This is a genomic window from Ketobacter alkanivorans, from assembly GCF_002863865.1.
Lineage (GTDB): Bacteria > Pseudomonadota > Gammaproteobacteria > Pseudomonadales > Ketobacteraceae > Ketobacter > Ketobacter alkanivorans.
Genome location: NZ_CP022684.1, coordinates 1,133,517 through 1,147,518, shown reverse-complemented (window position 1 = coordinate 1,147,518; position 14,002 = coordinate 1,133,517). Strand labels below are relative to the sequence as shown.

At 51.4% G+C, this 14,002-nt stretch carries 13 protein-coding genes; 12 read left to right on the top strand and 1 reads right to left on the bottom strand.

Features of this window, described 5'->3' with window-relative positions; genetic code table 11:
* The first annotated feature begins 14 nt into the window (after positions 1 to 14).
* The 6 genes from Kalk_RS04845 to acpS are packed head-to-tail and all read left to right on the top strand — an operon-like array spanning position 15 to position 3,814.
* Positions 15 to 392, top strand: coding sequence for a DUF4845 domain-containing protein (locus Kalk_RS04845; protein WP_101893126.1), 378 nt, complete (start codon positions 15 to 17; stop codon positions 390 to 392).
* Positions 393 to 1,085, top strand: a complete 693-nt coding sequence (gene rnc / locus Kalk_RS04840; protein WP_101893125.1) for a ribonuclease III — start codon at positions 393 to 395, stop codon at positions 1,083 to 1,085.
* Positions 1,075 to 1,977, top strand: coding sequence for a GTPase Era (gene era / locus Kalk_RS04835; protein ID WP_101893124.1), 903 nt, complete (start codon positions 1,075 to 1,077; stop codon positions 1,975 to 1,977). The genes rnc and era overlap by 11 nt, the downstream gene beginning before the upstream one ends.
* Positions 1,958 to 2,680: a DNA repair protein RecO gene (gene recO, locus Kalk_RS04830; protein ID WP_158643305.1), complete on the top strand. Its 723-nt coding sequence runs from the start codon at positions 1,958 to 1,960 to the stop codon at positions 2,678 to 2,680. Before era ends, recO begins: the two co-directional genes overlap by 20 nt.
* 19 nt (positions 2,681 to 2,699) lie before the next feature.
* Positions 2,700 to 3,440, top strand: coding sequence for a pyridoxine 5'-phosphate synthase (pdxJ, locus tag Kalk_RS04825; protein WP_101893122.1), 741 nt, complete (start codon positions 2,700 to 2,702; stop codon positions 3,438 to 3,440).
* The gene (acpS, locus tag Kalk_RS04820) at positions 3,437 to 3,814 is read left to right on the top strand and encodes a holo-ACP synthase (RefSeq protein WP_101893121.1); all 378 of its coding nucleotides are present in this window, start codon (positions 3,437 to 3,439) and stop codon (positions 3,812 to 3,814) included. The genes pdxJ and acpS overlap by 4 nt, the downstream gene beginning before the upstream one ends.
* A gap of 15 nt (positions 3,815 to 3,829) precedes the next feature.
* On the opposite strand, the gene Kalk_RS04815 is transcribed toward acpS, so the two are convergent.
* Positions 3,830 to 6,640, bottom strand: a complete 2,811-nt coding sequence (locus Kalk_RS04815) for a response regulator (RefSeq protein WP_101893120.1) — start codon at positions 6,638 to 6,640, stop codon at positions 3,830 to 3,832.
* Positions 6,641 to 6,811: 171 nt separating this feature from the next.
* Here Kalk_RS04815 and cysM point away from each other — a divergent pair, with 171 nt between their 5' ends.
* Genes cysM through moaA form a run of 6 tightly spaced genes read left to right on the top strand, consistent with a single transcriptional unit; the run spans position 6,812 to position 13,998 of the window.
* Positions 6,812 to 7,705, top strand: a complete 894-nt coding sequence (cysM, locus tag Kalk_RS04810; RefSeq protein ID WP_101893119.1) for a cysteine synthase CysM — start codon at positions 6,812 to 6,814, stop codon at positions 7,703 to 7,705.
* A 2-nt stretch (positions 7,706 to 7,707) separates the two neighbouring features.
* Positions 7,708 to 8,523, top strand: coding sequence for a 3'-5' exonuclease (locus tag Kalk_RS04805; RefSeq protein ID WP_101893118.1), 816 nt, complete (start codon positions 7,708 to 7,710; stop codon positions 8,521 to 8,523).
* A 7-nt stretch (positions 8,524 to 8,530) separates the two neighbouring features.
* Positions 8,531 to 9,862, top strand: coding sequence for a 23S rRNA (uracil(1939)-C(5))-methyltransferase RlmD (gene rlmD / locus Kalk_RS04800; protein ID WP_101893117.1), 1,332 nt, complete (start codon positions 8,531 to 8,533; stop codon positions 9,860 to 9,862).
* A 3-nt stretch (positions 9,863 to 9,865) separates the two neighbouring features.
* Entirely contained in the window at positions 9,866 to 12,133 is a 2,268-nt protein-coding gene (gene relA, locus Kalk_RS04795) for a GTP diphosphokinase (protein WP_101893116.1), read from the top strand.
* Positions 12,114 to 12,983 (top strand): nucleoside triphosphate pyrophosphohydrolase, encoded by an 870-nt coding sequence (mazG, locus tag Kalk_RS04790; protein WP_101893115.1) that lies wholly within the window; start codon positions 12,114 to 12,116, stop codon positions 12,981 to 12,983. The genes relA and mazG overlap by 20 nt, the downstream gene beginning before the upstream one ends.
* On the top strand, positions 12,976 to 13,998 hold the full coding sequence (moaA, locus tag Kalk_RS04785) for a GTP 3',8-cyclase MoaA (protein WP_101893114.1): 1,023 nt from the start codon (positions 12,976 to 12,978) through the stop codon (positions 13,996 to 13,998). Before mazG ends, moaA begins: the two co-directional genes overlap by 8 nt.
* The last annotated feature ends 4 nt before the right edge of the window (positions 13,999 to 14,002 follow it).

Here is a 14,002-nt window from a genome sequence, read left to right as displayed (position 1 = left end):
GGAGGTGGAAGACCATGCAAATTAACAAGAACAAGCAGATTGGTTCGTCGATGTATACGACCATGTTTTTGATCCTGATGCTGATATTCGGTGCTGTCACCTTAATGAAGCTGTGGGCACCTTACTACGACGATATGGCGGTAGGCACAGCGGTCAAGAATATTTCCGCAGAAGAGGGCACGCGTACCATGGGGCCAAAGGAGATTCGCGCTACCATCAACAAGCGTCTGCAGGTTAATGGTGTGCAGCTGGATAAGGATGAAATCCTGATTAAGAAAGAAGACGGTGAAATCTTAATAGATATCATCTATGAGCGTCGTATTCCTATGTACGGCAACATTGATGCCATCCTCAAGTTTCAACATAACACTAGCGTCAAAGCCAAAGGTTAAATGGAAAACGATTTAACCCCGCTCTCCCGTACTATTGCCTATGCATTCCAGCAGCCTCAGCTGCTGGAGCTGGCGATGACTCATCGCAGTTTCAATGGCGCAGAGAACAACGAGCGTCTCGAGTTTCTGGGCGATTCGATTCTGAATTTCGTCATTGGCGAAGCCCTGTTCCAAAAGTTTCCTCAGGCCCGTGAGGGTCAGCTTAGCCGCCTCAGAGCCAGTTTGGTAAAAGGGGTAACCCTGACCAAAGTCGCCAACCAGTTGGCCTTAGGGCCTTACTTGAGGCTTGGCCCCGGGGAGTTGAAGTCTGGTGGTGCCCGCCGAGAATCGATATTGGGTGATGCAGTGGAGTCGATTATTGGCGCAGTCTATCTTGATGGTGGAATGGAGCAGGCCAAGGCACTGATTTTGAGCTGGTTTGAGAGCCGTTTGCAGGTTATTTCGCTACAGGATACCAGCAAGGATAATAAAACCCTGTTGCAAGAGACCTTACAGGCGAGCAAATTGGGGTTACCGGTTTACGAAATCGTGGACGTTACCGGCAAGTCCCATGCTCAGCAATTTATTGTGGATTGCAGGGTGGATGAATTGGATCTGTCAGCGCGGGCCGAAGGCCAAAGCCGACGGCAGGCCGAACAGATTGCAGCAGGCAAGATTCTTACAGAACTTGAAGGTAGTGAAAATGGCAGATAACACCCGTTGTGGCTATGTCGCCATTGTCGGTCGTCCGAATGTGGGCAAATCCACCCTGATGAATCATTTGTTGGGGCAAAAGATCAGTATCACCTCGCGCAAACCTCAAACTACCCGGCACCGAGTTCTGGGCATCAAAACTGAAGGTGATGTTCAGGCAATCTATGTGGATACGCCAGGAATACATCAGCAGGAACCCAAAGCTATCAACCGCATGATGAACCGAGCAGCAACCGGCTCTGTAAAAGATGTGGATGTGATTGTCATGGTGGTGGACGCTCTCAAATGGAACGAGGGTGATGATCATGTTTTACGTAAGCTGCAATCCAATCGGGCACCGGTCATTTTGGCGATCAACAAATTGGATGCCGTGGAAGATAAAGCCGATCTGCTGCCACACATAGAAATGCTGTCTGCCAAGCGAGAATTTGCTGCGATTGTTCCCATTTCTGCACTGCGGAATCGTCAGCTGGATCAGCTCGAAGAGGAGATCAATCGGCGGTTACCTGAGAGTGAATTCTTCTATCCAGAGGATCAGGTTACCGATCGTTCCATGCGTTTTATGGCGGCGGAAGCCGTGCGCGAAAAGCTGATGCGGCAATTGGGCAAGGAGCTGCCCTATGCTTGTTCTGTTGAGATCGAGGAATTTGAGTCTGCCAATAATGTGTGGCACATCAGTGCGCTGATTCTGGTGGAAAAGGCCAGTCAGAAGCGCATTGTCATTGGTGATAAGGGTGACCGTCTTCGTAAAGTCGGTACAGAAGCACGCCAGGACATCGAAAAGCTGTTGGACGCCAAGGTAATGCTGAAGCTCTGGGTTAAGGTGAAGAGCGGCTGGTCCGACGATGAACGAGCCCTGCGCAGTCTGGGCTATGACGATGGTCAATACTGATCTCGGCTATTTGTTACACAGTCGGCCGTTTCGGGACAGTAGCGTTATTTGTGATTTTTTGCTGCAACAGCATGGGCGGGTTTCCGTTCTGTACAAAGGTGTTCGTAAAGCGGGAAAGCAGGGGGCCAAAGGGCGACTTTTGCAACCGTTCTCACAGCTAAGCGTCAGCTTTGATGGTCGTAATGAATTGAAAGCCGGGCGAGTACTGGAATCTGCTGGAGCGCCGACTTTTCTGGTTGGTTATCAGCTGTACAGCGGCCTTTACCTGAATGAGCTGATGGTGCGGCTGCTGCACAAAGAAGAGCCCGTTCCCACTCTGTTTGATCAGTATCAACGGGCTATTCAGGATCTGCTTGGAGGCCGTTTGGAAATGGTTCTGCGTCGGTTTGAGCGGGAGCTGTTGTCGGAGTTGGGTTATGAGTTGACCTTACAATGGGATACCAGTGGTGACCCGGTTTCTGCTACATCGATATATCTCTATCAGCCGGACCAAGGCTTCTCTTTGATACATCAACTTCCCCGTGACAGTGCATTGCACCAGCGCTGTTTTTCCGGGCAACACCTGCTTGCAATCCAGCGCCATGAATATGATGATCAGGCAGTAGCCTCGGCCGCGAAGAAATTAAGCCGCTTGGCTTTGGCGCCTCATTTGGGTGACAAGCCCCTCAGAAGCCGAGAGCTGTTTAAACAATTTGCACAATAGATAATAGGCGAAGGTTGTAGTGAATCGAAATAATCGAATTTTGTTGGGTGTTAATGTGGATCATGTGGCGACCTTGCGCCAAGCTCGCGGTACACGTTATCCAGATCCAGTGCAGGCGGCCATGATGGCTGAAGCGGCCGGAGCTGATGGTATCACCGTGCATCTGCGTGAGGATCGACGCCACATTCAGGAACGCGACATTCGGGTGATGATGGAAACCCTGCAGACCCGCATGAATCTGGAGATGGCGGTAACTGATGAGATGGTTGAGTTTGCGCTCTCAGTTAAGCCGGCATATTGCTGCTTGGTGCCGGAGAAGCGTGAGGAACTGACCACTGAAGGTGGCCTGGATGTTGCGGGGCAGTTTGAGCGTGTGAAGGATGCCGTATCCCGGCTGGCCGCCGCAGGTATAGATGTATCACTGTTTATTGATGCAGACCCGGAACAAATCGAGGCGGCGGCCCGTTGTGGCGCACCCGTGATTGAGATTCACACCGGTGCTTACGCCGATGCGAGCGAGGCTGCTGAGCAGACGGCAGAGCTTTTGCGCATTAAACAGGGTGTGGCGCTGGGTTTAAAGTTAGGCTTGGTTGTCAACGCAGGGCATGGGCTGCATTATCATAACGTAGAGCCCATTGCCGCTATCCCTGGTGTTAATGAGCTTAATATTGGTCATGGGCTGATTGCGCGTGCGCTCTTTACCGGTATTGATGAAGCGGTTCGGGAAATGAAACGCCTCATGTTGCAGGCCAGTCAATGATCCTAGGTATTGGTACCGACATTGTTACTGTTGCACGGATGGCAGAAAACCTGCAAAAAATAGGTGATCGCTTTGCTCGACGCTTGCTGACAGATTCCGAATACGTTGAGTTTGAAAAAAAACATAATGGAGCATCCTATTTAGCCAAGCGCTTTGCTGCCAAGGAGGCCACGGTAAAGGCGATGGGTACCGGTTTTGCGGAGGGGATAACCTGGAAACATGTTTGTATTAGTAATGATGAAAAGGGTGCCCCGTTTATCGAACTGAGTGGTCCGGCCCAGGAGCGAGCCCTTTCAATGGGAGTGCAGCGGGTTCATCTTTCTCTCTCGGATGAAAAAGAGCACGCTGTGGCATTTGTGATTTTGGAGTCCTGAGGCCCAGGTTACATGTTACGGGGCTACCATGTCCCTGTTTTGCTCGCACCATTCAATCACTCGATCAACTTCGTTCAGCAATGCGTTACTGAGTACGTGCACGGTTTCAAGTTTTTTCAACTTCAGGCTTTCTTCAAGTACCAAGGAGGCTTCCTGCAGCACTGGGACACCCGTATAGCGAGTAGCACCGTGGAGTTTGTGCACGACCTCCTGTAGGGTCTCGTAATCTTCGTCTTCCAGCAGAACTCGGATGGTTTCCTTGTCTTTCTGCAGGGAGTTGAACAGCATCTCTAACATCTCTTCCGCCAGATCTGCTTTGTTGTTCGCCAGCTTCAGGCCTAGCTTCATGTCTACTGCTGCGTCCTGAGTGTCATTTGTTGTGTGTTCAACCTTCCGTTCGTTTTCTGCGTGGAGGTTGACGCCTGTCCATTTGTGAATAATGTGAATCAGCTGGGCTTCGTTGATGGGTTTGGTTACGTAGTCATCCATGCCTGAATTGAGCAGGGTGTGTTTCTCACTGGCCAGGGCGTGTGCGGTTACGGCGATGATGGGGGTGTGTTTGTCGCGCCCTTCCATGGAGCGAATACGGCGTGCTGTTTCTACGCCATCCATTACTGGCATTTGGATGTCCATCAACACCAGATCGAACTCGCGTTGTTCAAATTGTTGCAGTGCCTTGATGCCGCTGTCGCACGCGGTTACGGATACATCAAGATCCTCCAGTAACGCACAGAGTAGTTTCAGGTTGGCCGCGTTATCATCAACAGCAATGATGCGCAGGTCTTGGGCTGTCATACTTCCCAGAAGTAGCGGGTTGTTTTGGACGTTAGATTTGCCCGTTTCGAATGCGTCTGAGTCAAGCAGGCCACCCAGTACTTCGTAGGCTTTTTGTTGGCACAGGGGTTTGCTGATAAGAGGTAACTGCTTTCCATCCAGTAACTCGGCAAGGGTGGTTTGATCAGCCGGGTTACCATGCAGAATCAGCGGAATCCCATGTTGATTCATTTTGGAGAGTTGGGTGATATCGGTGTACAGAGGCTTCTGGGCATTGACGCCAACAATGATCGCTTGTGGCTGTGCGCTGTCATTGGAGCGCAGCAAGTTGGTGAGTGCCCCCATGTCGGAATATTCTACAACTTCGATCTTGCGCTTCTGCAGGGTGTTGCGCAGGTTGGCTCGCACCGTGGCATTAACGTCGCAAATAGCAATTTTACAGCTCTGGTTGATGATCAATGGGGTGAAGGTCGCATCGCGGTTGTGCACTTTGGCGCGGAAGGTAAACCAGAATGTAGAGCCCTGGCCAGGCTCGCTCTCCAGCCCGATTCCGCCACGCATTTGCTCTACCAAGTGCTTGGATATAACCAGTCCAAGCCCCGTGCCACCAAAGCGTCGAGCGGTGGTGGTATCGGCTTGCCGGAAGGCGCTGAACAACGCTCTTTGTTGTTCTTTGGTGAGGCCGATACCGGTATCCGACACGGTCACCTTGATGGTGGCCATGTCATCTTTTTGATCATCCAGCATTACCCGGATCACGACTTCGCCATGTTCGGTGAACTTAATGGCATTGTTCACCAGGTTGGTAAGGATCTGCTTCAAGCGTAGTGGATCGCCGATAACCCCTGTGGGCACATCGGAGTAGAACAGGCTGACCTGTTCAAGGTGCTTCTCATAGGCCATGGGGGCCAGCATGGTGAGCACGTCCTCTACCACCTCCTGGAAATTTAACGGGATCTGATCCAGTACCAGTTTGCCCGCCTCAATTTTCGAAAAGTCGAGGATGTCATTGATGATGGACAGCAGGCTTTCGGATGATTTCTGAATGGTATCCAGGTAGTCGCGTTGGGTGAGAGAAATATCGCTTTTGAGCAGCAGGTTGGTGAAGCCAATGATGCCGTTTAGAGGCGTGCGGATCTCATGGGACATGTTGGCCAGGAACTCGGACTTGATGCGGCTCGCCTCCAGCGCTTCTTTTCGGGCCAAATCCAGCTCAATGTTTTGGATCTCAATGGTTTCCAGGGTTTCTCGCAGGTCTTCTGTGGCTTGATCTACGTTTTGTTGCAGCTCTTGCTGGCCTTCCAGAATCGACGAGCCCAGCTGGTTCAGTGCGGTTTGCAGTTCGCGCAGCTCGCCGTAGGCGTCCTCCTCAAGTCGTACCTCCAGATCGCCTTCGCTCATGTCTTCAAGCGCTTTTTTGATCCCGTCGACCACATCGCCGATGCTGTTGGAGAAGCGCAGAGAAATCACCGTGTTGATGGCCAGCGCCAACACAATCAAAAAGGTGGTGTAGAGCAGGCTGCGATATTTGGCGATGATCAGGTTGGAGCGGTCAATTTCCACTTCCAGCCAGCCCGCGTTAGCGTCTCCGCCTGCCAGTGGATGATACGACGACGCAGGGTAGATAGGGTGTATCACCCGTAGGGTGGAATCCGTCAGGCGGCCTGTGGCGGTTGTTGTGTCTGGAGCGGGTAGCAGGCTCACGCCCTCTGCGAGGGGGCGCATCTTCGGCCCGGCGCGGGTGATAAGGGTGCCATCCACCTCATGAATGGCAACAGAGCGAACATTGTCCTCTTCCAGAATTCGCTGGGCATAGAAGGGCACCGTATGGCCCTGACGCTGAGTCATGCTTTCGAAGATGCCGTGGGCAAAGGCTGCGGAAATCATCTCCCCCTGCTCCAGCAGGGATTCATCCAGCTCTTTGAAGCGTTGGGCGGTAAACAGGGTGGCCAGTATCAGTCCGATCACCAAGACAGGGATGGAACTGATCAATAGGGCTCGAGACCGCAAACCCAGGCCTTTCAAGAGGTTAAAGTGTTGTTTCAGTTTCACGTGTTATGACCGATGGCTTTTTAAACAGTATATGCCATCTTCTCCTTATCCCTAATTCCAATGATGTCTTGCCTGCCGTGGACTGCGGCATAAATTGGCGGTAATGATAGGCGCTTACCCCCCGTGCAGGGTACAATAGGCCCCCGTTTGAGCAAACAATTAATCAGAACAATGCATTATCCCACGATCGAAGACTTTGTAGGTAATACTCCCTTGGTGAGGTTACAGCGTTTACCTGGGAACACCAGCAACACCATTCTGGTCAAGCTGGAGGGTAATAACCCTGCCGGATCGGTTAAAGATCGACCAGCTCTCAGCATGATTCAGCACGCTGAGATGCGTGGCCTCATCAAGCCCGGGGACACTCTGATTGAAGCCACCAGCGGCAACACAGGTATCGCCTTGGCCATGGCGGCGGCGATTAAAGGTTACAAAATGGTGTTGATCATGCCCGATAACATGAGTGCCGAGCGTCGGGCAGCCATGAGCGCTTACGGTGCCGAGTTGATACTGGTAACCAAACAGCAGAGCATGGAAGGTGCGCGGGATCTGGCCGAGCAGATGCAGCAGGAAGGTAAAGGCGTGGTGCTGGATCAATTCTCCAATCAGGACAACCCCCTGGCACACTACCAGAGCACCGGCCCTGAAATATGGCGAGACACCGCAGGTACAGTCACTCACTTCGTAAGCTCCATGGGCACCACTGGCACGATTATGGGTACTTCCCGCTTTCTGAAAGAGCAAAAACCTGATATTCAGATCGTAGGTCTGCAGCCGCAGGAGGGTGCGGCCATTCCTGGTATTCGCCGTTGGCCCGAGGAATATCTCCCTAAAATCTTTGACGCTTCTCGCGTGGACACGGTCCTGGATATCGCACAGCAAGATGCAGAGGTGACCATGCGTCGTCTGGCCAGCGAAGAAGGCATCTTTTGTGGTGTTTCTTCCGGCGGTGCCGTTGCAGGAGCGTTGCAATTATCGCAGCAGGTAGAGAACGCCGTGATCGTAGCGATCATTTGTGATCGCGGCGACCGCTATCTGTCCACTGGCGTCTTCGACCCGGCCTGATCATGAATGTACTCGTATTTGACATAGAAACCGTCCCCGACGTTGCCGGTGGCCGCCGTCTGTTTGGTCTGGAAGGGCTGGATGATAACGCTGCCGCTGAAGCCATGTTTAATTTGCGCAGGCAAGAAACCGGCAATGATTTTCTGCGCCACCATCTGCAGAGAATCGTTGCCATATCCGCCGTATTTCGTTCCCGTGATCAGATCGCTGTGTGGACGCTGGGGGATGAGCAGGCGGATGAAAAAACCATTCTTGAAAAGTTCTTCCACCTGATCGAACGTTATTCGCCTACGTTGGTGAGCTGGAACGGTTCAGGCTTTGATCTACCGGTGCTGCATTACCGTGCTTTGGTGCATGGAGTGGCCAGCCCTCGATACTGGGATCAGGGTCATGATGACAAGAACTTCAAATGGAATAACTATCTTAGCCGCTATCATGATCGCCACACAGACCTCATGGATTTGATGGCACTCTATAATAACCGGGCGTTTGTGCCTTTGGATCAGATGGCGGCCTTGCTGGGGTTCCCAGGCAAGATGGGGATGAGCGGCGCCAAGGTGTGGGATGCGTTCCAGCAGGGTGATATCAAAGGCATTCGCGACTACTGTGAAACGGATGTATTGAATACATGGCTGGTTTATCTGCGCTTTCAATTGATACGTGGCGTTATCATGGACGATGGCTATCAAGCTGAGTTGAACATGGTGAAAGACTACTTGCGGCGAGAAGCGCGTCCGCATTTCACAGAATTTTTACAGCACTGGGAAGGCGTAACGGCCGAATCCAGTGAACAATCGTCTGCAGTAAAAGAAGGTTAAGCAGTACATGGCCAGAAGAAGACGCAAGCAAACCCTGCCGGCTGATCCGGTGGAATTACAGATAACTGCGCTGAGCCATGATGGTCGTGGTATTGGTCGTATAAAAGGAAAAACCGTATTCGTTGACAGTGCCTTGCCCAGTGAGACGGTTAAATTTGTTTATACACAGAAACGTGGCAAATTTGATGAAGGCCGCACTGTGGAAGTGCTGCAGCCCAGTGTAGAGCGAGTTCAACCCCAGTGTGCTCAGGCCCATCTCTGTGGTGGTTGCAGTTTGCAACATATGGAACCACAAGCGCAGATTGCAATGAAGCAGGGCGTGTTAATGGAGCAGTTGCAGCATTTCGGTGAGCTGCAGCCCGAGGAAGTGCTGGCTCCGTTGACCGGCCCGATATATGGCTATCGTCGCAAGGCCCGCTTGGGTGTTAAGTACGTAGCCAAAAAAGAGTCGGTGCTGGTGGGGTTTCGAGAGAAACGCAACAGCTTCCTGGCTGAGATTGATCAATGTCATGTTTTGGCCGAGGAAGTAGGCCTAAAGTTTCCAGAGCTGAAGCAGCTGGTCATGTCACTGCAGGCGCGCAGTACCATTCCCCAAATTGAAGTAGCAAAAGGGGATGATGCTGTCGCCATCATTGTGCGCCACATGGAGCCGTTGACTGATCAGGATCAGGCTGCAATTTTGAGTTTCTGCCAGCAACATAACCTGCAGCTGTATCTACAGCCCGGCGGTAATGACACAGTACATAAGGTGTGGCCCGAAGGCGAGGCTCGCTTGAGCTACGGCCTGCCTGAGTTTGGTTTGAACATGAAGTTCCATCCCACCGACTTCACTCAGGTCAATCAGGACATCAATCAGGATATGATCCGTATGGCCATGGACTTCATGGATATCCAACCCGGTGAACGGATTCTGGATTTGTTCTGTGGATTGGGGAACTTTACCCTGCCATTGGCCACTAAAGCCGCTGAAGTGGTGGGTGTAGAAGGTGATGATGCCATGGTGGTGCGTGGCCGCGAGAATGCGGAGCACAATGGTTTAAACAATGTGTCGTTCTATGGCGCTGATTTGACTAAGCCCTTCGATGACCAACCCTGGGGGCGAGGCGGTTTTGACAAAATTCTGATTGATCCTCCCCGTTCGGGAGCACTGGAAATCGTCAGCAAGATGACAGTATTCAAACCCAAACGTATTGTGTATGTATCCTGCAACCCGGCAACCTTGGCTCGTGATGCAGGCGAACTGAAAAAACAAGGTTATAAACTCCTGAAAGCCGGTGTGATGGATATGTTCCCTCATACCACTCACGTAGAATCCATCGCCGTGTTTGAACCGGAATAAATTATGGTAACGGTACGCAATCAGCAGGTTATCCGAGAAGACGGCAGTGTCGATCTGGATGCCTGGATTGATCGACTGAAAGATAAAGTGGAAATCACGGATGAAGTCGGTCTGCGTGAAGTGGCTTTGTACGCCCAAGAGATGGAAACTGCAGCGATTGCCCGGGATGATGCCCAATGGGAGAGCAGTAACAGCTTTTATACCGGGCTGGAAATTGCCGAAATCCTGGCCGAGCTGCACCTGGATACGGATGCACTGAAGGCTGCTGTGATTTATCGTGCCGTGCGTGAAGGCAAAACCAGCTTAGGTGATGTCAGTAAGCGAACCGGTGGCAATATTGCCAAGTTAATTGAAGGCGTTCTGCGCATGGCAGCGATCAGCGCCGTGATGAACCCGGAAAACCGAGTGGTGCTGGGTCAGGCCACCGATCAATTAGACAACTTGCGTAAGATGTTGGTGGCCATGGTAGATGATGTGCGAGTTGCACTCATCAAACTGGCAGAACGTACTTGCGCAATTCGTGCGGTGAAAAATGCACCGGAAGAGAAAAAACAGCGTGTCGCCCGCGAGGTATTTGATATCTATGCACCGCTGGCTCATCGTTTGGGCATTGGCCACTTAAAGTGGGAGCTGGAGGATCTTTCCTTCCGTTATCTGCAACCTGATGCCTACATGCGCATTGCAAAACTGTTGGATGAAAAACGGCTGAATCGAGATGATTACATCCGTAGTGTAGTTGAGCAATTGCATGCTGCATTGGCACGGGTGGGCGTTGAGTCCGACATCAATGGCCGTGCCAAACATATCTACAGCATCTGGCGTAAAATGAAGCGCAAAAACATCGATTTCTATCAGGTGTATGACATTCGTGCTGTGCGTGTTTTGGTGCCAGATATTCGTGACTGCTACGCGGCATTGGGGGTGGTGCATAATATTTGGCAGCATATCCCAAAAGAATTCGACGACTATATCGCCACCCCAAAAGAAAACGGATATCGCTCTCTGCATACGGCGGTGTTAGGGCCCGAAGGCAAAGTGCTGGAAGTGCAGATTCGAACACAAGACATGCACGATGAGGCTGAACTGGGTGTGTGTGCTCACTGGCGCTACAAAGAAGGCAGCACCGGCAGAAGCGATAGTTACGATGGCAAAATTGCCTGGTTGCGGCAGGTGCTGGAATGGCAGGAGGATCTGGGCGACAGTTCCGTCTCTAGCGTCTTGTCTCAGTTCAGCGAAGACATCGTGGATGAGCGCGTATATGTGTTCACGCCCGAAGGCCACGTAGTCGACTTAGCCCAAGGTGCAACGCCCTTGGATTTTGCGTATCACATTCACACCGAGGTTGGCCATCGTTGTCGTGGCGCTAAAGTGAATGGCCGTATTGTGCCTTTGAACTATCAGGTTCGTACTGGCGAGCAAGTAGAAATACTGAAGGGCAATGAATCCCGCCCGAGTCGTGATTGGTTACAGCCTTCGCTTGGGTTTTTAGGCACCAGTCGGGCTCGAGCCAAGGTCATACATTGGTTTAAATTGCAGGATCGTGATCGCAATATCGAAGGCGGCCGCGAGTTGCTGGATAAAGAATTTAAGCGTCTGGATGTTGGTAAACTCAACCTGGATCGAGTGGCTCAAGCGCTGAATTTAAAAACGGCTGATGATATTTATGCTGCAGTTGGTGCGGGAGATTTGCGTGTAAGCCAGGTGCTGAACAATATTCAGGAGTTTGATAACGAAACCCGCCAGCAGGAATTGTTGCCCATTGATACGCGTAAGCCTCGGGTTAATCCTATTGCATCCGAGTTCAGTATCAACGGTGTCGATAATTTGATGACCAGTATTGCCGGCTGTTGCAAACCCGTTCCGGGTGATGCTGTAGTGGGGTATATTTCTGTCGGTCGTGGTGTGACCGTTCACCGCAAGCATTGTAAAGAACTGCAGCGCCTGATGGAAATTCACGGTGATCGGGTCGTGGATGTCACCTGGTCGGCCGAGGCCGGGCGAACCTATCCAGTCGAAGTGTTTATAAAGGCCTATGATCGTCAGGGGCTTTTGCGCGATATTACCTTGGTGTTGTCTACCGAGCGGGTCAATGTGACCTCGATCAATACCCTGTCCAATCCATCGGACAATACTGCTACCATGACACTGACCATGGAGATTAACAGCCTTGCCGGGTTAGGTGATGTTCTGGCGCGGATCAATCAGCTTTCTAATGTGATCGAAGTTCGACGCTCCCACCAAGGAAACAAAGATGCGAAGTCTCGACATTGATCTTTCTGAAGCCACTCCACTGGAGCGTGTTCGTTATTTAATGGCCAGACTTCGGGAGCCTGAGTATGGTTGCCCGTGGGACTTAAAGCAGACCTATCAAACCATAGCGCCATTCACTATTGAAGAAGCCTACGAGGTAGCGGATACCATCGCTCGCGAGGATTACGAACACTTGCGAGAGGAGCTGGGCGACCTATTCTTTCAGGTGGTGTTCTATAGCCAGATGGCCGAAGAGCAAAATCGCTTTCACTTTGATGACGTCATGCAAGAGCTGGAGCAGAAACTGGTGCGGCGTCATCCCCATGTGTTTCCTGATGGCACACTGGAGAGCCGTATCCAACCCGGGCAACAGATTGCAGAGCAAACCATTAAAGCCAACTGGGATGCGATAAAACAGCAGGAAAAGGTCGCAAAGAAACAGTTGGGTGAATCTATCCTCGACACTATGCCTGGCGGTATGTCGCCAATGAAACGCTCCCACAAACTACAATCCGTCGTGGCAAAAAAAGGGTTCGACTGGCAGGACCCGAAAAAGGTGATGGCCAAGCTGGAAGAGGAAATCGGTGAGCTGGGTGAAGAGGTCTACACCGATGGGCCAATCGGCCAGATTGAAGATGAGCTGGGTGATTTGATGTTTTGCTGCGTTAATCTTGCACGACATTACAAGCTGGATCCGGAGATGGTTATGGTGAAAGCCAATCAGAAATTTGAGAGACGTTTCCGAGCGCTGGAAAACGCATTAAAACAACGAGGAATTAGCCTGGATGATGCCTCGCTTGAGCAAATGGAACAGGAGTGGCAGAACGCCAAAGGTTCGGAACAGCTGGTGAGCAAAGAAGCCCATGAGTAATCTTTCGTTGGTGGACAAGTTTGGCCGAAAGGTCAACTACCTTCGTATTTCTGTAACAGATCGGTGTGATTTCCGTTGTGTGTATTGTATGGCGGAAGAAATGACCTTTCTGCCCCGCAAACAAATTCTGACTCTGGAAGAAATTCACCGCATTGCTCGAGTCTTTGTCGAGTTGGGCGTTAAGAAAATACGTTTAACCGGTGGTGAACCACTGATCCGCAGAGATGTGCTTTCCCTGGTGGAGCGGTTGGGCCAAATGTCTGATCTGGATCAGTTGGTGTTGACTACAAATGGCTCACAATTGCCAACCATGGCAGCCGGGTTGCGCGCTGCCGGTGTTAAACGGATAAACGTAAGCCTTGATAGCCTGCTGCCGGATCGTTTTCGACAGCTCACCCGTACCGGTGATGTTAAAGTCGTATTACAAGGTATAGATGCGGCGCTCGCGCAGGGATTTGATCGGGTAAAAATCAACGCTGTTATCCTGAAAGGCCGTAACGATGATGAGATTTTGCCGCTGATAGAATTTGCGCGCAACAAGGGCTTGGACATTACGTTTATCGAAGAAATGCCGTTAGGGAATATTTCCGAGCATCAGCGCGATGAATGTTTTATGGCGTCAGACGAGGTGCGGGAGGTGATCGCGCAGCGTTACCCGCTGCATCCGGTCGAACATAAACGTAATTTGAGTAATCCAATACAACAACGCAGTGCTGGTCCGGCCCGCTTCTATGGTTTTGCTGATAGCGATACCCAAGTAGGGTTTATTTCGCCTCACAGCCACAATTTCTGCGGTGATTGCAATCGGGTACGCCTGACTGCAGAGGGCCGCTTGTTATTGTGTTTGGGCAACGAACATTCCGTGGATTTGCGGGAAGTGGTTCGCACTAGTAATGACGATACGCTGCTGAAGCAGGTTATTGTGGATGCCATGGGCATCAAGCCGGATAGGCATTATTTTGATTTGCAAGATGAACCGCAGATCGTGCGGTTTATGAACATGACCGGAGGATAAAAAC